The organism is Ruegeria sp. AO1 (assembly GCF_056535985.1).
This window is the reverse complement of record NZ_JBQFJC010000001.1, coordinates 183,362-203,814: the sequence shown is the minus strand read 5'-3', so window position 1 is coordinate 203,814 and position 20,453 is coordinate 183,362. Positions and strand designations below refer to the sequence as shown.

Sequence of the window (20,453 nt, the reverse complement as noted above, 5' to 3'; positions counted from 1 at the left end):
CTTGGCTTAGCGAGGCGGACGATCGCTCCAAAGTGCCCCCGAGCTAAAAAGCTGATAACCATAATCAAACAGCGCTTGCATGTACTCTGTATCGAACGGCTCAGCTAGAGGATAGTCGAAATCCGTTCCGATCTAAGTGGCTTGGTATTCCGCGTCTCTCTGCAGACTTAGTTTGTACGCAATCGTAAAATCATCTACGCTTTGTGCTTTGATCAGTGTGGAAAGCGAGCGCGCGGATACTTGAAATACCCCTGGTTCTATAACTTTAGGTTCTGGCTCAACTTTACCGTTACGGATCGCATATAATTTGCCGCGGCGAGCAAATTTCCTAGGGATACCCCATCCAGGTACGTATGCGGTTTGAGAATAGACACCACTATCAACGTGGAGTTCATCCCGGACACCTTCGTCAGTCTCAACATCAATTAAAACCGGCGGGAAAACACCGGGAATTGCCGCAGAAGCGAGTATTACATCAGCGAGTACCTTTTTTGCATTTGCTGAATTGCTGTTCGCGATTGCACCCATATCCCAAAGTACTGTCCTTTGTGCATCCAGACTTACTGTCTGAACCAACAGACGCCGACCGCGACGATGTTCTTTGGCAATTTGCGCTAGGAAATCGTCCGCTATGTAAGATTCGATCATTTGTTTTAACAGGTCAGAGCTTTTGAAAGAAGAACCACTTAGGATACCTGTCACAAGTCGTCCTCTGAATATCCGGGACGGTGGAAACCCACCTTACAGCTCTTTGAGCTCATCGTCGTATTCGGAACCCAGGCAGGCGAACGGCGCTGCCAAAGCACCCGTTGAAACACCGGTAAAGACCATAAATTCTGGGCGCGTGACGGTCTCGTTCCATGCGTTCAGGATGCCGGCAGCAAAGGCTCCATCCTCGCCCCCGCCGGACAATGTCAGCGTATAATCCGAAGAATGTCCCGATGCTCGCCTTTGACGTTGAACCGTTTCAAGAAGTTCACTGATATTGGCTGGAGCAACATCGGCCAAATAACGAGAACCTTCGATACCCGGGACTTGTGGGTTTATTAGATCCTCTTCGCTAACTGGATTCCTGGAAATGCTTGTGTGCCAACAGGCCGTGCGCCCGCTCACGTAAGGTGCCAGCCGGGCAAACATCGAATGAAATCGTTCACATGATGGACTTGTATGCGACCTTTGCTGAAATTGCAGGCGGGGAAGTTCCGACTGACCGCGTGATAGACAGCGTCGATCAGACAGCCTTCTTGACGGGGCAATCAGAGAAATCGGCTCGCGACGGGCTGATGGTTTATTTAAGCAAGCGTATTTTCGGTGTGAAATGGCATAACTGGAAAATGATGTTCAATTAGGTGAAACTCGGCTCAGACCCTTTGGTCACCTTTGATTTCCCGCGCTTCTACAATCTCTACGATGACCCAAAGGAAATGTATCACCTTAACCCTTCGACACCCGGCAACTTCTGGGTGCGTTGGCCGATGGGTGAAATCATAGCGGACCATACAGCTTCGTTGCAGGCTGAACCGCCTATCTCGGAGGGTACGCCTGATCCATATGAGCCTGAATAGGTCAATTCTTTAGGCTGCATTGGGCTCATTGCAGTAGTTCTCTATGCAGTGCACCAATGGCCGCTCCGGCGCGAGAGTGCTATTCCGCCGCAGCTGTAAGCGTCTCCCAAATATTTGCTATTTGTCTCACCCCACCTATCGTTCCATGATTTCACTGGGAAATAAGCCCACCAGCTCTTGGCTACAAAACCCACAACGGCCGCATTTCTTCAAGCCATCCCCCTCGTCGGCCTATTGTTGGAGATATTGAACTTCATTCCATCTAGCAACTCTTCCATATCCGGACGTGCCGCAGGCCCGTTAGACAAAATGACAATCTGCGTCGTGCCATCCGGAAGAATGAAAAAGGATGCCGGCTCCGCAAAACGCCGATCCGTTTCGTTTGGCGAAATGGGATCGGTTATATAGACACCCAATTCCCTCATTTGATCTTCACTGAGATCATAAGCTAAATCAAACTCCCAGCCGAATTCATCCTTGTCCGCGAGAGATTTTTCGATCGGATCAGCAGAAGCGACCAGAACATCAATTCCGGCTTCTTCGAATTCTGGCAGCATCTTTTGCAATTTGTTGAGGTGTCGCTTGCAGCGAGGGCAGTGCTTTCCACGGTAGACGACGAAAAACTGATGTCGCTCACGCTTTCCGCCTACGGTTATTGTTCCGCCGCCAACTGTTCGTAGAGAGATATTTGCAATGGGGGTCCCCACAGCGGGTTTGTAGTTTTGCATTCTATTAGCCCTTTTTTAGGTTGGGGGTATTGTACGTCGATTTGAAGTTAAAATTTGCCAAAATGACCGAAGTCTGCGGTGGTCTGCCCGATTTGTACTTCAGTCGGTGCTGATTGTGTGCCTGTTGTCACAACAACGGACGTTCGACAGTATTGGGACAACGACCGAGTTGCGGACAGAGCAGCCATCAAGTTTTTCAGGACCCCTGCTTCACGCGTATTCAAGATGGTCAACCAAACGTCTGCCGCAAATGCTGTGTCCTAGTAGACAAAACCTATCGCGGATCTTGGAGGGCTTTCCAGATTTAAGCCATGGGCATGAAGCGCCTATCATATAAGATCGCCTAGGGACTTTCAGCTCGACGAAATTCGTTTCGTGTCTACCGGAAGAACAACCTAGGCTTGGAGTTAACGTTTCATGGAGCACAACTTGGAAAGACGCCTCGCTGCGATTGTGGCCATGGACATGGTCGGTTTTTCCCGTCTTTTGGGTTTAGATGAAGAAGGAACAATTGCGCGGCAACAACGTCTAAATTCCGAAATATTCGAGCCAATTATTGCTGGAAATAGTGGTCGCGTTTTCAAGAGTAGCGGGGACGGTCTATTTATCGAATTTCCCTCGGCAGTTAGCGCCGCACGAGCTTGCGTAGCGATTCAACAATCAGTATCGGAAGCCGAGAAGTCTATAGATCCCTCTAAGCGCATTGCTTATCGGATAGGTTTGCATGTTGGTGACGTAATTGTCGACGGCGACGATTTGTATGGTGACGGAGTCAACATCGCTGCTCGGCTCGAAGCTTTGGCGGAACCTTCAACGATTGTTACTTCAGCAGAAGCACATCGCCAGTTTGATGGTAGGTTTGAAGCGGATTTTGCATCAGCAGGATCCCGCACCCTAAAAAACATATCTAAACCTGTTCACATCCTCCAATGGCCACCTGACGCCGTGATTGCTGCGACGACCGTTTCCAAGCCGACTGTAGCAGTGCTCCCTTTCGAAAATCGATCCCCTGATCCAGAAAACGAATTCATTGCCGATGGCATGGCGGAAGATATTATTACAGACTTAAGCCGTATGCCTTGGTTCAATGTGATTTCACGAAACTCCACACAGGCCCATAAGGACAACAGACTGGATTTGACGGCGACGATCAGAGATTTGGGTGTAGTCTATGTGCTGAAAGGCTCTATTCGAAAGTCTGGAGACCGAATTCGGGTCACTACTCAATTGATTGACTTGGCGACTGAAACACAGGTTTGGGCAAACCGCTACGACCGAGTATTCACTGACATCTTTGATATTCAGGACGAAATATCGAACGCGATAGTTTCAGCGGTTGGTCCAGGATTTTTGAGCGCCGAAGCTAGGCGCGCCCGGGCAAAAGATCCGACGCAGTTGGACGCCTGGGAATGTGTAATGAGAGGGCGACCTCTCGTCATGCGTTTGGGGCAGACGGAAACAGCAGAAGCTCGACGCTATTTTGAACGGGCAGTCGAACTGTCCGGCGGTGCATTTGGCAACGCCGACCTGGCTCTCGCGCATTTTCTACAAGCATTCTACAGTTGGGCAGAACCCGGCGAGAACTCCGCAGCGGCTATGGTCGCAGCGGCAGATGCAGCGGTGCGAGCCGACAATCAAGATCCCATTGTTTTGGCGATCAAAGGATGGTCTTTGATGTTTGTCGGCCGCTGGGACGAAGCAGTTGACCTCTTTGATCGCGCCATTACGCTCGCGCCATCGTTTTCGACCGTATTGGGCTTCTGTGGAAGCGGATACTGCATAAGCGGCGCATATCAAAAGGGCCTGGATCTGGTTAAACGAGCAGAGACATTAAGTCCTCAGGATGTTTTTACACCACTTTGGTTGATGGGCGTCTACTTTGCCCATTTTTGCTCAGAGGACTACGAAAGCGCAGAAAAGACGGTGCGTCGTGCACTGGCCTTGGCACCCGAAAACCCAACCTACAGAAGGCAGTTGGTGGCGACGCTACATCTTTCTGGTCGCATTGAGGAGAGAGATAAGGCGTTAGACGCCTACCTGGCAGTTGCGCCGGACGTCAGAGCAAGTGATGCAAGACGAATTCCCGGTCGAGACCGCGAACAAGTAGAGCGCTTTGTTCAAGTCTTGATTGCCGCAGGCGTTCCAGACTGAATTCTCCTGGAAGAATTTGCTAAGTGACAAATTCCCACCTTGGGTGCTGTCAGACGAACTTGAACCAGTCTCAGTTTGCCGCGGAAACTGCGAACCTATCCCGAACAAAGTTGACGCCACTCGCCAAGAGCGGCGGTGCGTGACAGCTTGAAGGAGTCTCTGCTGGTGAACGATCATTCCTGATTAAAGTGGTTGTATACGGAGGAATGGACGGAAGCGAATTTCTGTAAACTTCGCATGCGCCTGAAACGCTGCATCGCGCGTTCGCGTCGTCGAAACGGCAGGTGCGAGTTCTCGACGCGGTTGTTGAACCACCTGCCCGTCTGTTGTTCTTCGGTAGCGCTTAGTTCTCTGAGAGCAGCCCGACACGACGCGAAGCGATCCGCTACGATCTCTTTTGAACAGCCATGGCGTTTCATCAATTTCTTTAAGAATTTCAATACCGACTGCTTGTTTAGGCGTTTGATGACAACGGCTTGTAGCACCTTGCCTTCATAGTCAACAGCCCGCGAAAGATAATGCTGCTTGCCATTCACATTCAAGAAAACCTCATCCAGGTACCACTTCCATTTCGATAATACGCGCAGTTGTTGCACCCGCTCCGTCTGATCTCAGCAGCAAACTTCGGGCCAAACCTGTTCCACCAATTTCGGACAGTTTCGGGCTCACATCGATGCCTCGCTCGTGCAACAGATCTTCAACCTTTCGAAGCGAGAGCGGGAAACGGATGTACAGCATCACAGCAAGGCGGATGATCTCTGGACTATTTTAAAATATTTGAAAAAGGCAGATCTGGTCATCGGAAAAAGCTACGCAACACCCCTGCCCTGCTCAACCAAAGTTCTTCTGACAAGGCCAGATGATCGCTGGCAGCAGCTTAATAAAGACCCGCGACCTTTGCCCTCAGTTTTATCAGTGATGCAACAGTGTCGATTGTGGGTGTTGCGATCCCGATCAATTGTCCCAATTCCTGCACCGAAGTGACCAGTGCATCAATTTCCATTGGTCGGCTCAACTCCAAGTCCTGCCACATAGAGGTCTTGTGGGCGCCAACTGCCGCCCCGCCGTCAATACGTTTTTCAACATCTACCGGAAACCTGATCCCAAGTTTCTCGGCGATTTCCTGAGCCTCTAGCATCATTCCGCGCGCCACAGACCGTGTACCTGGATCAGTACACAATACATCAAGTGTTGAGTGGGTAAGAGCGGAAATCGGGTTGAACGACAGATTACCCCATAGCTTTAGCCAAATTTCGTCCCGAATTCTTGGTCTCACGGGCGCACGTAACCCAGCAGCGGATAGTGCCGCCGAAAACTTGGCAGCGCGGTCTGATTTGGAACCATCAGGCTCGCCCAAAGAAAAACGATTGCCTTCGACATGATTGATAGTTCCCGGAGTAGCGACTTCTGCGGCTGGGTAGACGACACATCCTAGAACCCGATCTGGCCCGAAACCATTCCATTGCACGTTACCCGGGTCCACAGACCGCAACCTCTTCCCTTCGTAGGGACCTTCCAGTTTGTGGAAGTACCACCAAGGCACCCCGTTCACACCACTTACTAGTGTTGTCGCGGATCCAATTAGGGGCTGCATTGTATCTACAACCGCTGGAACAGAGTGCGCTTTTAGCGTGATGAAGACATAATCTTGTGGGCCAAGATCGGCGGCATTGCCGGAGGCGCGTACCCGCACGTTGATCGGGTCCTGCCCACCCTCTAGGAGAGTCAGCCCATTTTCCTGCATTGCAGTCAGATGGGCGCCACGCGCAATGACACTGACGTCGACGTCAGTCTGCGCAAGCTTCGCGGCAACGTAACCTCCGATAGCTCCGGCACCAAAGATGCAAACTTTCATGTGTCTAAGCCTTTGTCAGCCCCAGTTTAGCGGCCAGCCCAATCCGTTGTATCTTACCAGTCGCGCCTTTTGGAATCTCTCCGAGAACTACCACTGATGTCGGCACCTTAAATTTTGCGAGCCGTTCGCCGACAAAATCCCGGACCTCTGTACCCTCGATCGCCGCGCCCTCGGACAGTACCACCGCCGCCGCGATATCCTCGCCCAGTTTTTCGTGTGGGACGGCAAAACAAACTGCCTGAGCAACGTCCGGGTGGCTCAGAAGCACGGCATCGACTTCGAGCGGGCTGATTTTTTCTCCACCGCGATTTATCAGCTCTTTAAGGCGTCCGGTCAGCCGCAGGTAATTCTCTTCGTCGAACGACCCTTGATCACCGGTACGAAACCAAAGCTTTCCATCCGCTTCAAAGAAATTGTCTGCATTTGCCTGCGGGTTGCTCTCGTATCCCGGTGTCACGTTCGGACCGCTGATAACGATTTCTCCGACATCCCGCGAAGCGATCAACACATCTTCCGTTTCGTGTGCAATCCTGACTTCGGGTCCTGCAGCTATTCCAACAGATCCGGGCTTTTGCTTTTGCGGAGGAAGCGGGTTGCAACACATTTGGTGCGCGGCCTCTGTCATGCCGTAGGCTTCGATGACGGGCGCACTAAATGTTGCAACCAACTCTTCCATAACTGGTGCGGGCAACGAAGCAGAGGAAGATCGAAGAAAGCGTAACCGCGATTGATCAATGATTGATTGGTTTCGTGCAGCTCGGGTCAGAATAGCCTGGTGCATCGTCGGAACTGCCGTATACCAAGTCGGATCAACTTCAGCGACCTGCGAAAAAAAGCTTAGAGCGTTGAACCCAGGGGCGCAGCTAATTTGCGATCCGGCGCCTAAAGAAGCCGCGACTGCTGCGATCAGCCCATGGATATGGAACAGCGGCATGATGCTTAGACAACGATCATCGATTGTCAGTTTCAAAGACGAAGCCACATTTCTCGCAGATGCGTAGATATTTGCCTGCGTCAGAGGGACGATCTTTGGGCGCGACGTCGTTCCCGAAGTGTGGAGTATCAGAGCAACATCATCTTCACGCGGCACAGAGGTATCAGCGAATCCAATTGGGTCGCGGGACAAAATCGAAAACTGCCCGGCCTTTTGGAAGCTATCGGAAGACGCCCGCAATATAGCGATGCCGAGGTCCGTTGCCGCTTTTACCGCAGGTCCATCTTCGTTTTCACTTACAAGAAGTGCCTTAGACCGCAGGTCCTTTAGGTAAAATACGTACTCTTCATAAGTGTAGGCAGGGTTCAGAGGTGCCGTCGTAGCCACTTGGGCAACGGATATGAAAGCCGTCGCCATCTCTGGACCATTGGGCAAAACGATCGCAACTCGATCTCCACGACCTACTCCGATCTTGTGGAGATCCGCTTTGACCATTGCGCAAAGCTCGCGGAACCCATGGTAGTTCAACCAGGATCGGCCAGGGGCACCGATAGCATTTGCAGTGCCGGAATGGGGAGCAATCAATTCAGCGACTAGATGGGGCATCCGGGATCCGTTCACAAAAGCATTGGGCTAATTCGCGGAGAGGGTTTGTTGTAGTACTTGCTAAGTTACGTTGACGGTTATGCTACCCAGTTTGTCGACGGCCAGAACCATTACATCGCCACGGCTCACAGGGCCAACGCCAGAAGGTGTTCCAGAAAGGATGACGTCTCCGGCAGCGAGCTCAAAGTAGTCGCTCAGGTAGGAGATCATCTCTGGGACCTTCCAGATCATCTGGTTCAAATCACCCTCTTGCCGAATTTCACCATTCACCGTCAAAGTAATTGGACCATGGTCGAGATGCCCAACTTCTGATGCCTTGTGAATAGGCCCGCATGGCGCAGAGCGTTCAAACGCTTTACCAATTTCCCAAGGACGGCCCATTTTTTTCATCTGCCCCTGCAGGTCGCGTCGGGTCATATCAAGCGAGAGACCATATCCAAAGACATGATCCAATGCATCGTCCACCGAGATATTCGTACCGCCGGACTTGAGCGCAATGAGCATTTCTGCTTCGTGGTGCACTTCGGAACTGTGCGGTGGGTACGGGAATTCACCTGAGGAATCCAGATTGTTAGGATTCTTCTGAAAGAAAAACGGAGGTTCCCGGTTAGGGTCATGACCCATTTCAATTGCATGTGCGGCGTAGTTTCGGCCGATGCAATAAACGCGACGCACTGGGAATGTGCCGCCCCCCGCTACGGGTATAGTATGCACCTGTGGCGCGGGAATGACGTGACCGGACATCGCTTTCCTCCTCAGCGTATAATTGCCAATGATCGGATTTCCAAACGGTCAGAGACCTTCCGATCGATGCTACGCCAGATACGATCAGACGCGGCTTCTTATGAAGTCATCGCCAAAATTGGGGTGAGTATGCAAGAGCTCCAACCTCGTTGCAGCCCGACCATTTCTAGAATTGGTTGGGTACTTATTCTACATCAGCCGTCAGATTGCGTGCTTTTGGGTAGTACGCGCGAATAAACGGATTTCAGGTGATCCACCATGGCATTGGCGGCAAGTTCAGCGTCGCCCTTCGCAATGGCGGATACGATCGCATCATGCTCCCGAAAACTGGAGTAATTTTCAGCGGGCTTCAGGGTTTCGCGTGGTTGCCCCCAAACAATCGACCTACGAACCGAATTCAAAGTTTCGAAAAAGTACAGAAAAAGTTGGTTTCGAGTAGAGCGGGCTATGGCGTAGTGCAAATTGTTGTCCCACGCTTCGTAGGTGCGCCAATCTTCCGCCGTGCGACATTTGTCAGCGCAAAGCCTCATTTGCTCACGGTCGGAACGAGTGGAATGGAGTGCCGCCAGCCGGCTAAGCTGCGGTTCGATCGTAAATCGCACCGACACAACCTGTTCAGGTTTAATTTGATTGCCCAAATAAGTTACGTCGGTGAGGTTGAGAACCGGTCTGGAACCAACAAATGTTCCCCGCCCCACATGACGCCAGATCAGTCCCTGGGCCTCGAGCTCTGCCAACGCTCTTCGCAACTGATTGCGAGTTGTCCCAAGTTTTGAACACAGCTCACGTTCAGGTGGGAGCCTGTCGTTATGCCTGTATCCCGCATTGTTAATAAGATCGCGTACACGGTGCGCGAGTTCGGTTGGTGCGCTCATATCTCCACCCAATTTAGTGATTGGTTGATTGATTGAAACGCCAAGTCGGAAAAAACTCAAGGGCAAGAGGAAAGCAAGAAACGAGTCGCAGGACAGGGTCCGTGACCACGGCTTGACATAAGCACGAGGGAGGAGTGCCGAGTGCGGTTAGCAACTGTTTCCGTAAAGGGTCACGCCGTTTGCGTGGCAATACTTGAAGATGGCAGCAAGTTGGACATTTTGCGCGCAGCGCAAATGATTGGCAAAACGCTGAACGCCGGTTCAATGCAGCAATTAATCGCGGGTGGAGAAGATACACTTGAAGTTTTGAGATCCCTCGTTTCATCGGCTGAAGCAGGTAGTCTAAAGGACGCACTGGTTTGGGATGACGCGCCGTTTCTGGCGCCAATTCCCAGTCCGAGTAAGAACGTGTTTTGTGTAGGGCGCAATTACGCTGAACACATTGCCGAGGGCGAACGGGCACAAAATCAAAAAATTGGTGTAACAGAGCATCCGGTTTTCTTCACAAAACCGCCAACCTCGATTGTGGCACCAGAGGCAAACATTCTGATTTTCCCATCGGTCTCACAAGCCATCGACTACGAAGTGGAACTGGCAGTTGTGATTGGAAAACCGGGGCGAAACATAGCCAAGGCTGACGCAAACGACCACGTATACGGCTATACGATCCTCAACGACATCACCGCACGCGACATCCAACGCCGACATGGTGGGCAGTATTTCAAAGGCAAAGGTTTAGATGGGTCTTGCCCATTGGGTCCCTGGATAGTGACCGCTGATGCGGTCAGCGATCCGCAGTCTTTGTCAATTGGAATAACCGTCAACGGCGAACAGCGCCAAAACGGAACGACGTCGGACATGATTTTCGACATTCCGACGCTGATCGCATCCCTATCAGAAGGCCTTACCCTAGAACCGGGGGACGTACTCGCGACCGGCACGCCGTCAGGCGTTGGATACGCAATGGACCCGCCTCAGTTCCTGAAAGACGGGGACACGGTGGTTTGTGAAATTTCAGAAATTGGCACGCTCAGGAATACCGTGCGCGCCGTGTAAGTGGCTCCTGCATCTCTGAAGCTGCTGGAAGCCAACCATGCAAGGGAGGAAGACTAAAATGATGAACAGAAGGACTTTCACAGCGTCCTTGCTTTCGGCAGTTCCGGTAGCGGGAGCAATAGGAACGAAAGGTTTTGCGCAGGACTTGCGTAAAATCACTTTTGTGCAACCGAGCCCATCGGCGATCAACTCATTTCCTGTTTTTGTCGCCATTGGAGAAGGTTACTTCGCAGACGAAGGTTTGGACGTGACCGTCGAAGCGATCAACGGTTCAGGAGCCGTGCTTCAGGCTTTGTCTGCAGGGCAAGCGCATTTCGGTCGCCCCGGACCTGGTCCCCTAATTGCAGCGCGATCGCGGGATGTGGACGCAGTACATATCTACAACGTTGCAGCACGCAGCAACTTCGGCATCGCAGTGCCAGAAGACTCTGACATCCAAAGTGTTGAAGAGCTTCGAGGTAAAGTTATCGGAACAGGTACGGCTGATGGCGCGGAAGTCGGCTTTGCACGCAATGTGATGACCGGAGCAGGCATGAAAGAGGGTGAAGACTTCACTTTCCTGACTGTCGGCGACGGTGGCCCGGCAACTGCGGCTTTCCTGAACGGTGAAATCGACGCATATTCCGCATCGACAGCTGACACGGCAATTCTGAACCAGCGCGGAATGGCAGTGCGCGACATTACGCCGGCAGAATTTGGGCGTTTCTTCGGCAACGGCATCGCCACTATGGCCGACACAATCGCCAATGATCGGGAACTGGTCGAGGCCTGGAGCCGCGCATTCGCTCGTGGCCATGCCTTTGCGCTCGATGATGCCAACCGCGAAGCCGTGTTAAAGCACTTGGCCGACGGCAATCCGCAGGAAGGCGAAGACAAGGAGTTCCAGTCGGCACTTTTCGATGCCGTGCGTTCAAAAACCATAGCGGCGGATCCAAGCAATGGTCTGGGATGGTATCCCGCCGAAGTCTGGCAAGAATGGCAAGACGCGCTGGTCGCAGGTGGCGAAATTCCAGGACCACTTGATGACCTGAGCGCTGCGTGGACCAATGAGTTTGCTGCCATTGGCAACGAGGCTGTCAGTAAATGAACGCTGAAGTCACCCATGAGTTTTCCGGCGCGCCCTTGGGCACGCCGGTCTACGAGTTGACACACGTAAGCAAGACCTATGCGCGCAATCTGGTGGTCGCTCTCGAGGACATCAATCTGACGCTTCGGAAAGGAAGCTTCACATCTGTCATCGGGTCCAGCGGGTGCGGCAAGTCAACTCTGCTAAAGATCATGGCGGGTCTGATCCCGCCAACTAAAGGACGTGTGATCCTGCAGGGGTTGCCGGTCACTGGGACCCGCCGTGATATTGGTATGATGTTCCAGCAAGCGACACTTTTCCCATGGAAAACAGCTGTGGAAAATATCGTCCTGCCGATCGAGATCCGAGATGGAAAGGCAGCAGCCAAGCAAGCCATGGCAAAGGCTCACGAACTTTTGGATGTCGTAGGCTTGAAAGGTTTTGAAAACGTATATCCGAACGAATTGTCGGGCGGGATGGCACAACGCGCGTCGATCTGTCGAATGCTGATAACTGAACCAGCCGTGCTTTTGTTGGACGAACCGTTCAGCGCTCTCGACGAGTTGTCGCGCGACATGATGAATATGGAGTTGCAGCGGATTTGCCGGGAACAGGAAGCGACCGCGTTTCTTGTGACGCACTCCATTCAAGAGGCGGTGATTTTGTCCGATGAAATCGTCGTGTTGAAGCCACGTCCAGGCAGGATTGCTGAAATTGTTGAAGTCGACCTGCCTCGCCCGCGCACGCTCGATATGATGACGACTCCTAAGTTCGGCGCTATTGTAGACTACATTCGCAGCCTCCTGGATAAGGGAGAAGAAATGTGAGCCAAGTTCAGGACTACTCGCCTTCCGTAAAGGACGCTGACCCCGCAGAAGACACTGTTTGGGAGCAGAAAGTTCACTTTATCGACTCGGTTCCCCGTTGGATTGCGATGAAGTTTGTTTTCGTCGTTTTCGTAGGCACTTGGCAGATTGTGACAAGCTTGGGGCTTGTATCGCCGATCATCCTGCCCACCCCGATGGAGACCCTTAGGGACATGATTTTCGTCGGACAAAACCTTTTGACCGGAGGTTACATGCTGGGTGCGCTTTGGATCACTTTCAAGGAGGTCATCTATGGCTTTGCCTTGGCGATCGCGATCGGTTTTTCGCTGGGCGTGCTAGTCGGGGAAACCGCATTTGGCGAAAAAGCAGTGATGCCTTACCTCGTGGCCATCGACACTATGCCAAAAGTCGCGTTCGCCCCGCTGTTTGTGGCGTGGCTGGGGTTCGGCATTGAATCCAAGGTGGCACTTGCCGCATTTATTGCGACATTCCCAATTGTGGTTGGAACAGCCGCTGGGCTTCACGCCGCCGACGAAAACGCGCGCATGTTGTTCAAGACGATGGGCGCGAGCCGGATGCAGACATTGATCAAGATGAAGCTGCCAACTGGCCTGCCGCAGATATTCACCGGTCTCAAGATCGGTGCAGTTGGCGTGATGGCAGGTGCAATTACAGGAGAGTTCCTGGGCGGCGGAAAGGGATTTGGTGAGCTGATCCGTGTTGCAGCCTCGCAGCTCAATACACCTCGGGTGTTCTCGTTGATCCTGTATCTCAGCCTCGTCGGCCTGGCCGTTTTTGCAACGGTGGTTTGGACACAGCGTAAACTCGTGTTCTGGCATAAAGAGCAGGTCGGCAGAGATGACTTCTGAACCTGTGAAAATACACTGCCAGGCCCTGCGTGAGTTTGTGGCGAGCGCACTCGAAACGCGAGGTGTGCCAAAAGCGGACGCTGTTCAGGTGGCCTCGACGATGGTGGAGGCCGACATCTATGGTTACGGCACACACGGTGTATTTCGCCTGCGCCAGTACCTTGCCCGGTTGGCGGGCGGCGGTTCTAATCCTACGGCAAAAATCACGGTAGAACATGAGACTGTTGCAACCGCTTTGATCGACGGAGATGACGGACTTGGTCATTTAGCTATGTCGGCGGCTCGGGATCTTGCAATAGAAAAGGCGAGAGAGGTCGGCATCGGATGGGTCGGTGTTAGACGTGGCAACCATGCAGGACCACTCGCACTATACGTGCGTCCACAAGCCGAGGCCGGGATGCTTGGCATGGCCGCAGCAGTGGGCAGCGCGAACCACGTTCCGCCCTATGGCGGAAGCGACCTGCTTCTTGGCACCAATCCTATCGCTTTCTCTGCGCCTGCCGATGGCCCTGATCCATTCGTTTTTGATATGGCGACGACTGTTGCCGCTATGGGCAAGATCAAGACCCTGTTGCAGCAAGGTAAGCCTATGCCTGAGGGTTGGATGGTCGGGCGCGATGGAAACCCATTGACGGACCCTGCCCGCAAGTCAGAAGGATTTCTTTTGCCGATCGGCGGTCCAAAAGGATTCGGTCTTTCTGTAGCTATCGGATTAATGGCCGGGGTCTTGAACGGCGCGGCCTTCGGCTCAGACGTGGTCAACTTTACCTCAGACACGACCTCATCCACAAACACAGGGCAATTCGTAATGGCGCTTAATCCGGCAGCGTTTGGGATGGAAAAAGACTTTGCTTCCAACGCCGCCCGCGTCTTTTCCGAAATGCGCGCATCAGCCCCACTGCCCGGTCATGACCCGGTGCGCTTGCCCGGAGACGGCAAAACGGCCGCAGCTGAAGCCCGTCGTAAAGACGGTGTAAGGCTTAACCCCGCTCTTTGTCGTGATCTCAACAAACTAGCCATGGACTGTGGGCTGACACCCCCATTTCCAAATCTCAGCACTGACTAGCGGTCGATCCGTGAAAAGTTTGTAAGCGCTTTGGAACAGAAGTCAGCGAAACGCCTCATTCTCGGCCTCAAGCGCCTTCACAAGAGCCGAAAGCTTGTTCATCATGTGTACCTTCATGGTTTTGCCAAGCCCATCTGCATCGCGAGCCTTAAGCAACTCCATCATAGCTTCATGTTCGCGAATTGCCTGCGCCCAGCGTTCGTCTGACAGATTGGCCACAAAACGTGCACGGCGGACCCGCGCCGCCAACAGCTTGTGGTGGGTTTCAAGAATGTCGTTTCGCGCGCCACGTATCAGTGCCTGATGGATGTCCTGATTGGCTTTGAAATACGCCTGTCGATCACGTGACCTATAGGCTTTCAACATATCGGCGTGGCGACGTTCAATCTGTTTAATTTCCGTGGAGTTCATGCTCTGACACGACAACTCTCCTGCCAGTTGCTCAAGCGTCGCAAGAACTGGAAACGTATTCTCCAATTCTTCTCGCGTGACACTGGCAACGCGCGCACCTCGGTTGGCTTGGAGTACCACAAAGCCTTCTGATGCAAGCACCTTTAGGGCTTCCCGCAATGGTGTCCTTGAGACCCCCAACGAGTCGCAGAGCTGTTTCTCGGGTACTTTCTCTCCCGGCTTCAGAACATCTTCGACAATCAGGTTGCGCAGACGTTCGACCAGTTCTTCATGTAGTGTCGTGCGCTTGATGCCATCCGTTAGATTCATAACCACGTCCTAATCATCAAGTACCATTTCCAACAAGCGAGCGACATGCATGGGCTGCCGTCGGGTACCCTCAGTGATTTGGTGCCGACATGATGTCCCATCTGCCACAACAATTGCATTCACTGGTGCCGCGTCCAAAGCTGGAAATAGGTCTAGCTTTGCCATCTCGATCGAGACATCGACAGTCTCCGGGGCATATCCAAACGCCCCAGCCATACCACAACAACTGCTTTCGATCATGTTAACCTGCGCCTCAGGAATACGCTTCAGGAGATTGAGCATAGGCGTGACGACGTCATGTGCCTTCTGATGACAATGTCCATGGACGTAGATCGGTCGATCTATCGGTTTCAAAGGCAAGCTCGGCTGTTCGGCCAGAAATTCCTCAATTGTATGTGTGGCCTTCGCCAACATCTCCGTTTGCGGTCCCGGGCAAAGAGCCAAATACTCGTCCCGGAAAGTGAGGATAGAGGAAGGTTCAAGTCCGACGACAGGTATGCCCTTGGCAACCATATCTCGTGTCGCGTCAATCACGCGCTGAGCCTCATGTCGCGCTTCTTCCACACAACCTACAGCCAACAAGGTACGCCCGCAATCCAACGCTCTTTCAGTGTGGTCATCCCGTGCTACGGCGACACGCAGCCCTAGCGCACGCAGGACCCGGACCGCGGCGCGCAGATTGTCAGGCTCGAAATAACGATTGAATACATCTGCAAACAGAAGAACCTGCGGATCACTTTCTTGGGCCTCGTCATCTCGGAACGGAACGGAAGACCATTCTGGAAGATCACGTCGCGCAGCAATACCGGTCGGGCTTTCCAAAAGCTTTCGCAAGGGTCCAATTTTGTTTCGAATATTCATAAGCCACGCGACTTTTGCAGCTTTTGACGCATATCTGGGCAGGTAAGCTATCAATTTATCTGCCAATGTCAGCCCACCTTTTTTACGTTTCGCTGACAGTACTTCGATCTTCATTTGCGCCATGTCGACACCAGTCGGGCACTCCCGAGCGCACGCCTTGCAGGATACGCAGTACTTCATCGCGTCCAACATTGCATCGGACTCTAAACCGCCCGGCAACTGCCCGCTGATCACGAAACGTAAAGTGTTTGCACGCCCACGCGTGGAATCACGCTCGTTTCGGGTGGCACGGAAGGAAGGGCACATAACTCCGCCCTTGAGCTTGCGGCACGCACCGTTGTTATTGCACATCTCAACGGCACCCTGAATTCCTCCTCCGGTACCCGGCCAAGCTGACCAATCCAGCGCTGTTTCGAAATCCGGGACTGAATAGCCCTGGCTGTAGCGGAATAGACGGCGATCATCCATTGAGGGCGCATGCACAATCTTTCCAGGATTGAGCATCCCGATTGGGTCAAACCGGTTCTTAACCTCTTCAAAGGCGGAAATAATACGCTGACCAAACATTTTTTCATGAAATTCAGAACGCACGATCCCGTCACCGTGTTCACCTGAATGAGAGCCCTTGTATCGCTTAACCAGATCAAATGTTTCTTCTGCAATCGCCCGCATTGTGCTGACGTCTTTATCCTGCCGCATATTCAGGACAGGACGAACATGTAGGCACCCTACGGAGGCGTGCGCGTACCATGTTCCCATGGTGCCATGCCGGTCGAATATTTCGTTTAGGCCCGCGGTGTAATCGGCGAGGTCGGACAACGGAACAGCGCAATCTTCAACGAAGGATATCGGCTTTCCTGCCTCCTTCATCGACATCATGACATTCAAACCGGATTTCCGGTACTCGGCGATAGAATTCTGCAGCTTGGTGTCTGTAATTGAAACAACTCCACCCCACCGGTTTTTCGTTCCGGTAAAAGACAAGCCGAGATCTCCGATTAGTTGGGAAAGCTTAAACAGTTTTGCGGCATTGTCCTCAGCGTTGCCCTCGGCGAATTCCACTAGCAGCAGGGCTTCGGGATTGCCTTTGACAAAGGCCTCTATAGTGTTGCGAAACAATGGGATATCGCGCCCCAACGCGATCATTGTCTCGTCGATCAATTCTACCGCCTGAGGGTTGAGCGTCACGATGTGCTGGGTGGCCTCCATTGCAGCACGAAATGTCGAAAAATGGCACACGCCGGTAACTTTCTCACCCGGCAACTGTGCCAAGTTCAATTCCAATTCAGTGAAATAAGCCAGCGTGCCTTCTGACCCCACCAACAAATGGGACATGTTGATGTCGTTACCGACGAGCGCGTCGATATTGTACCCGCCCACACGGCGCTGGACCTTGGGAAAACGGGCGTCAATTTCAGCGGCCTCACGACGCCCAAGTGCGCGCATGTCGCCAACAAGATCCGCATAATCGCTAGATGCGGGCGTTTCAGCGCTGAACCGCGCTTCGCTTCCGTCAACCAGAATTGCGTTGATTGCACGGACGTTATCTCGCATGATCCCGTACCGCAGAGACTTCCCGCCTGAAGAATTGTTTGCTGCCATCCCCCCAAGAGTGCAACGAGACGCTGTTGAGGGGTCCACGGGAAACCAAAGGCCATGCTTCTTCAACGCGTCGTTCAATTGATCCAACACAACACCTGGCTGAACGCGCGCAATACGTTTCTCAACTTCTATGTCTAGAATACGATTCAAGTATTTTGTGTTGTCCAGCACAACACCCTGATTGACCGTTTGCCCGCATTGCGACGTGCCGCCACCGCGAGGAAGGACCGAAAATCCCTCGCCCCGCGCGACAGACATCACGGCTTTCACATCTTCTGTGGATCGGGGGATCACAACAGCGTCAGGTATCATCTGATAGATCGAGGCATCGGTCGAGTACCGCGCAAGCGACGCCGGATCTGACATCACCTCTCCCCGCACATCAGACAACAGTCGGCGGTACAACGATCCATTCTTTACCATCAGGTTCGCCTTCCCTTCCCAATAAGCCCATTTAGGCTCCACTTGTCCATTGACTGAATAATGAATTCATAATTAACTTTTGCAATGGTTAATAGCACCACTCTTTGGGCACCAGCATAAGGATCATTTCATATGCGTCAGGCGGGCAGGCACTTTTTACAGATTCCAGGGCCAAGTGCTGTGCCAGAGCGCATCCTGAAGGCCATCAGCACACAGACCATTGATCACCGTGGGCCCGATTTTGCTGAAGTAGGGAACAAGGCCCTCAGTGGGATAAAAACCATTTTCAAGACAAAGCAGAACGTCTTTATTTACCCCTCATCCGGCACCGGTGCATGGGAAGCAGCACTTGTGAACAGTATTTCGCCAGGCGAAAAAGTTCTCATGTTCGAAACAGGACATTTCGCCTTCATGTGGTGCAACTTGGCAGGAAAACTGGGATTGCAGCCAGAACTGATTGAAGGAGATTGGCGTGGCGGTGCGGATCCAAGTCAGATCGAAGACCGCCTGCGCGAAGATAGTCAGCACGAGATCAAGGCGGTATGCGTCGTCCACAATGAAACTTCTACTGGGTCAGTCTCGTCGATCGAGGAAGTGCGCAGAGCAATAGATGCGGCAAAGCACCCTGCGCTCCTAATTGTTGACTCCATTTCTGGCCTAGGGTCGATCGATTTTAGGTTCGACGACTGGGGCGTTGATGTCTGTGTCTCTGGTTCGCAAAAAGGACTGATGCTACCGCCTGGTCTGAGCTTTAACGCTGTAAGCGACCGTGCACTGGAACATTCAAAATCCGTGAGTATGCCACGAAGTTATTGGGATTGGCATGATATGATCAAACCCAACCAGAAAGGGTTCTTCCCTTATACGCCCGGCACCAATCTCCTTTATGGACTTAATGAGGCCATCGATATGTTGCACGAAGAGGGGCTGGAGAACGTGTTCGCACGGCATTCCCGCCATGGTGCCGCGACGCGGGCTGCGGTGCAAGCATGGGGACTTGAGGTATTGTGTGCTCGCCAAGGCCAGGAGTCGGGCGTACTGACCGCTGTTAAAGTACCTGAAGGACATTCTGCTGATGTATTTCGCGCAACTACGCTGGAGCACTATGATATCTCACTTGGAAATGGCCTGTCCAAAGTAGCCGACAAGGTTTTCCGCATAGGTCACTTGGGCGATTTCAACGACCTGATGTTGATGGCCACACTCTCAGGCGTAGAAATGGGTCTCGCCAAGAGCGGCGTGCCGCATACAGCAGGTGGCACGCAGGCTGCGTTGGAGCATCTCAAGGCCGCGTAAATCCAAGCTGAGCCTCCAATAGCGCGACCGAGTCCCATTGACGGGAAATTACCAACCCTCCGGATCACAAAACTCTTTAGGAGCTTCACCATGACCCGTATGACGGCAAAAGACTTCGACCAGGAACTTCTTGATCTGTATGACTTTTATGCGCACGGCAAAATCACTAAACGCCAATTTCTGGACCGCGCCAGCAAATTTGCAGTTGGCGGTTTACCAGCGGTCGCGTTGCTGAACATGCTTAGTCCGAACTATGCCCTAGCACAGCAGGTGTCATTTAACGATCCCGATATCCATGCAGACTACATCACCTATCCCTCACCAAATGGAACCGGTGACGTGCGGGGCTACCTGGTCAGGCCCGCAGGCGTTGAAGAACCCCTGCCCGCGGTGCTGGTAATCCACGAAAACCGCGGCCTTAACCCGTACATCGAAGATGTCGCGCGCAGATTGGCGAAAGCCGGGTTTATGGCTCTGGCTCCAGACGGCCTGACATCGGTGGGAGGATACCCCGGCAACGACGCAGATGGGCGCGAACTGCAAAAGACAGTGGACCGGGTCGAGTTGATGAACGATTTTTTCAATGGATTTGAATACCTATTGAACCGAGATGACAGTACCGGAAAGGTCGGCGCAGTGGGTTTCTGCTACGGTGGCGGCGTAGTCAGCGCAATTGCTGTGGCCTATCCGGAATTGGCAGCAGGCGTGCCGTTCTATGGTCGCCAGCCGGCAGCTGAGGATGTGGCTAAAATTCAGGCGCCGCTACTGATTCAAATGGGAGAGCTTGATGAGCGCATCAACGCAGGGTGGCCGGATTTTGAGGCCGCCCTGCAGGCCAACGACAAAGTATACGAGGCACATACATACGAAAACGCCAACCACGGTTTTCATAACGACAGTACGCCACGCTATGATGAGGAAATGGCAAACCTAGCCTGGGACCGCACAATTGATTGGTTCAACACCTATTTGAAATAATTGGTACAAGCTACCAAGCCAGTCATGCATTGATATCTCTTCGTAGCAATCCTCGGCCCATCTTGGCCAAGCCCTTGGAAGCCCCGGAAACTTGAACTTCGGAGTTAGAAATTCTGCGACAAGGTCTTGGCCCGCAATCCCTACTATTGGATGCTTTTATGGTGTCGAAACGATGGATGGATACTGTCGCAGCGGTTTTAGGTGAAGCGATCCATTGTTAAGTGTTCAGCT

The 20,453-nt window shown here is 52.7% G+C and carries 17 protein-coding genes and 2 pseudogenes; 10 read left to right on the top strand and 9 right to left on the bottom strand.

Annotated elements, in window-relative coordinates; all coding sequences use genetic code 11:
* Positions 1–132 precede the first annotated feature (132 nt).
* Positions 133–1,137 (bottom strand): annotated as a pseudogene (locus ACR3FB_RS01100) (patatin-like phospholipase family protein).
* A gap of 17 nt (positions 1,138–1,154) precedes the next feature.
* On the opposite strand from ACR3FB_RS01100, the gene ACR3FB_RS01095 reads away from it, so the two are divergent.
* Both ACR3FB_RS01095 and ACR3FB_RS01090 read left to right on the top strand, forming a co-directional pair.
* Positions 1,155–1,349, top strand: coding sequence for a hypothetical protein (locus tag ACR3FB_RS01095; RefSeq protein ID WP_425083702.1), 195 nt, complete (start codon positions 1,155–1,157; stop codon positions 1,347–1,349).
* Complete coding sequence (locus tag ACR3FB_RS01090) at positions 1,350–1,565, top strand: hypothetical protein (RefSeq protein WP_480563440.1); 216 nt, start codon at positions 1,350–1,352, stop codon at positions 1,563–1,565.
* 209 nt (positions 1,566–1,774) lie between these two features.
* Here ACR3FB_RS01090 and ACR3FB_RS01085 read toward each other — a convergent pair whose 3' ends face one another.
* Positions 1,775–2,293, bottom strand: a complete 519-nt coding sequence (locus ACR3FB_RS01085; RefSeq protein ID WP_480563438.1) for a redoxin domain-containing protein — start codon at positions 2,291–2,293, stop codon at positions 1,775–1,777.
* 417 nt (positions 2,294–2,710) lie between these two features.
* Between ACR3FB_RS01085 and ACR3FB_RS01080 the strand changes: the two genes are divergently transcribed.
* Complete coding sequence (locus ACR3FB_RS01080) at positions 2,711–4,444, top strand: adenylate/guanylate cyclase domain-containing protein (protein WP_480563436.1); 1,734 nt, start codon at positions 2,711–2,713, stop codon at positions 4,442–4,444.
* Between the two features lie 95 nt (positions 4,445–4,539).
* Here the strand turns inward: ACR3FB_RS01080 and ACR3FB_RS01075 are convergent.
* The 5 genes and pseudogenes from ACR3FB_RS01075 to ACR3FB_RS01055 form a co-directional block, all read right to left on the bottom strand.
* A pseudogene (locus tag ACR3FB_RS01075) lies at positions 4,540–5,244 on the bottom strand (IS6 family transposase).
* Between the two features lie 77 nt (positions 5,245–5,321).
* Positions 5,322–6,299, bottom strand: a complete 978-nt coding sequence (locus tag ACR3FB_RS01070) for a 2-dehydropantoate 2-reductase (RefSeq protein ID WP_425083705.1) — start codon at positions 6,297–6,299, stop codon at positions 5,322–5,324.
* Between the two features lie 4 nt (positions 6,300–6,303).
* A complete protein-coding gene (locus ACR3FB_RS01065) occupies positions 6,304–7,839 on the bottom strand; it encodes an acyl--CoA ligase (RefSeq protein WP_480563434.1) in 1,536 nt (511 codons plus the stop codon).
* A 60-nt stretch (positions 7,840–7,899) separates the two neighbouring features.
* The gene (locus ACR3FB_RS01060; protein WP_425083707.1) at positions 7,900–8,583 is read right to left on the bottom strand and encodes a fumarylacetoacetate hydrolase family protein; all 684 of its coding nucleotides are present in this window, start codon (positions 8,581–8,583) and stop codon (positions 7,900–7,902) included.
* Between the two features lie 194 nt (positions 8,584–8,777).
* Complete coding sequence (locus ACR3FB_RS01055; protein ID WP_480563433.1) at positions 8,778–9,458, bottom strand: FadR/GntR family transcriptional regulator; 681 nt, start codon at positions 9,456–9,458, stop codon at positions 8,778–8,780.
* A gap of 183 nt (positions 9,459–9,641) precedes the next feature.
* On the opposite strand from ACR3FB_RS01055, the gene ACR3FB_RS01050 reads away from it, so the two are divergent.
* The 5 genes from ACR3FB_RS01050 (at position 9,642) to ACR3FB_RS01030 (ending at position 14,342) form a co-directional block, all read left to right on the top strand.
* Positions 9,642–10,514: a fumarylacetoacetate hydrolase family protein gene (locus ACR3FB_RS01050; protein WP_480563430.1), complete on the top strand. Its 873-nt coding sequence runs from the start codon at positions 9,642–9,644 to the stop codon at positions 10,512–10,514.
* 145 nt (positions 10,515–10,659) lie between these two features.
* Complete coding sequence (locus ACR3FB_RS01045) at positions 10,660–11,601, top strand: ABC transporter substrate-binding protein (RefSeq protein ID WP_480555586.1); 942 nt, start codon at positions 10,660–10,662, stop codon at positions 11,599–11,601.
* Complete coding sequence (locus ACR3FB_RS01040; protein ID WP_170467807.1) at positions 11,598–12,407, top strand: ABC transporter ATP-binding protein; 810 nt, start codon at positions 11,598–11,600, stop codon at positions 12,405–12,407. Before ACR3FB_RS01045 ends, ACR3FB_RS01040 begins: the two co-directional genes overlap by 4 nt.
* Complete coding sequence (locus ACR3FB_RS01035; RefSeq protein ID WP_480563428.1) at positions 12,404–13,276, top strand: ABC transporter permease; 873 nt, start codon at positions 12,404–12,406, stop codon at positions 13,274–13,276. The genes ACR3FB_RS01040 and ACR3FB_RS01035 overlap by 4 nt, the downstream gene beginning before the upstream one ends.
* Positions 13,266–14,342, top strand: coding sequence for an Ldh family oxidoreductase (locus ACR3FB_RS01030; protein WP_170723025.1), 1,077 nt, complete (start codon positions 13,266–13,268; stop codon positions 14,340–14,342). Before ACR3FB_RS01035 ends, ACR3FB_RS01030 begins: the two co-directional genes overlap by 11 nt.
* A 42-nt stretch (positions 14,343–14,384) precedes the next feature.
* Here the strand turns inward: ACR3FB_RS01030 and ACR3FB_RS01025 are convergent, their stop codons facing one another.
* Positions 14,385–15,062 carry a GntR family transcriptional regulator gene (locus tag ACR3FB_RS01025; protein ID WP_425083710.1) on the bottom strand — a complete coding sequence of 226 codons (678 nt, stop codon included), beginning with the start codon at positions 15,060–15,062 and terminating at the stop codon, positions 14,385–14,387.
* Between the two features lie 9 nt (positions 15,063–15,071).
* Complete coding sequence (locus tag ACR3FB_RS01020) at positions 15,072–17,948, bottom strand: FAD-binding and (Fe-S)-binding domain-containing protein (protein ID WP_480563426.1); 2,877 nt, start codon at positions 17,946–17,948, stop codon at positions 15,072–15,074.
* Positions 17,949–18,080: 132 nt separating this feature from the next.
* Between ACR3FB_RS01020 and ACR3FB_RS01015 the strand changes: the two genes are divergently transcribed.
* Both ACR3FB_RS01015 and yghX read left to right on the top strand, forming a co-directional pair.
* On the top strand, positions 18,081–19,244 hold the full coding sequence (locus ACR3FB_RS01015) for a pyridoxal-phosphate-dependent aminotransferase family protein (RefSeq protein ID WP_480563424.1): 1,164 nt from the start codon (positions 18,081–18,083) through the stop codon (positions 19,242–19,244).
* Between the two features lie 90 nt (positions 19,245–19,334).
* Positions 19,335–20,222: a YghX family hydrolase gene (gene yghX, locus ACR3FB_RS01010; protein WP_480563422.1), complete on the top strand. Its 888-nt coding sequence runs from the start codon at positions 19,335–19,337 to the stop codon at positions 20,220–20,222.
* The last annotated feature ends 231 nt before the right edge of the window (positions 20,223–20,453 follow it).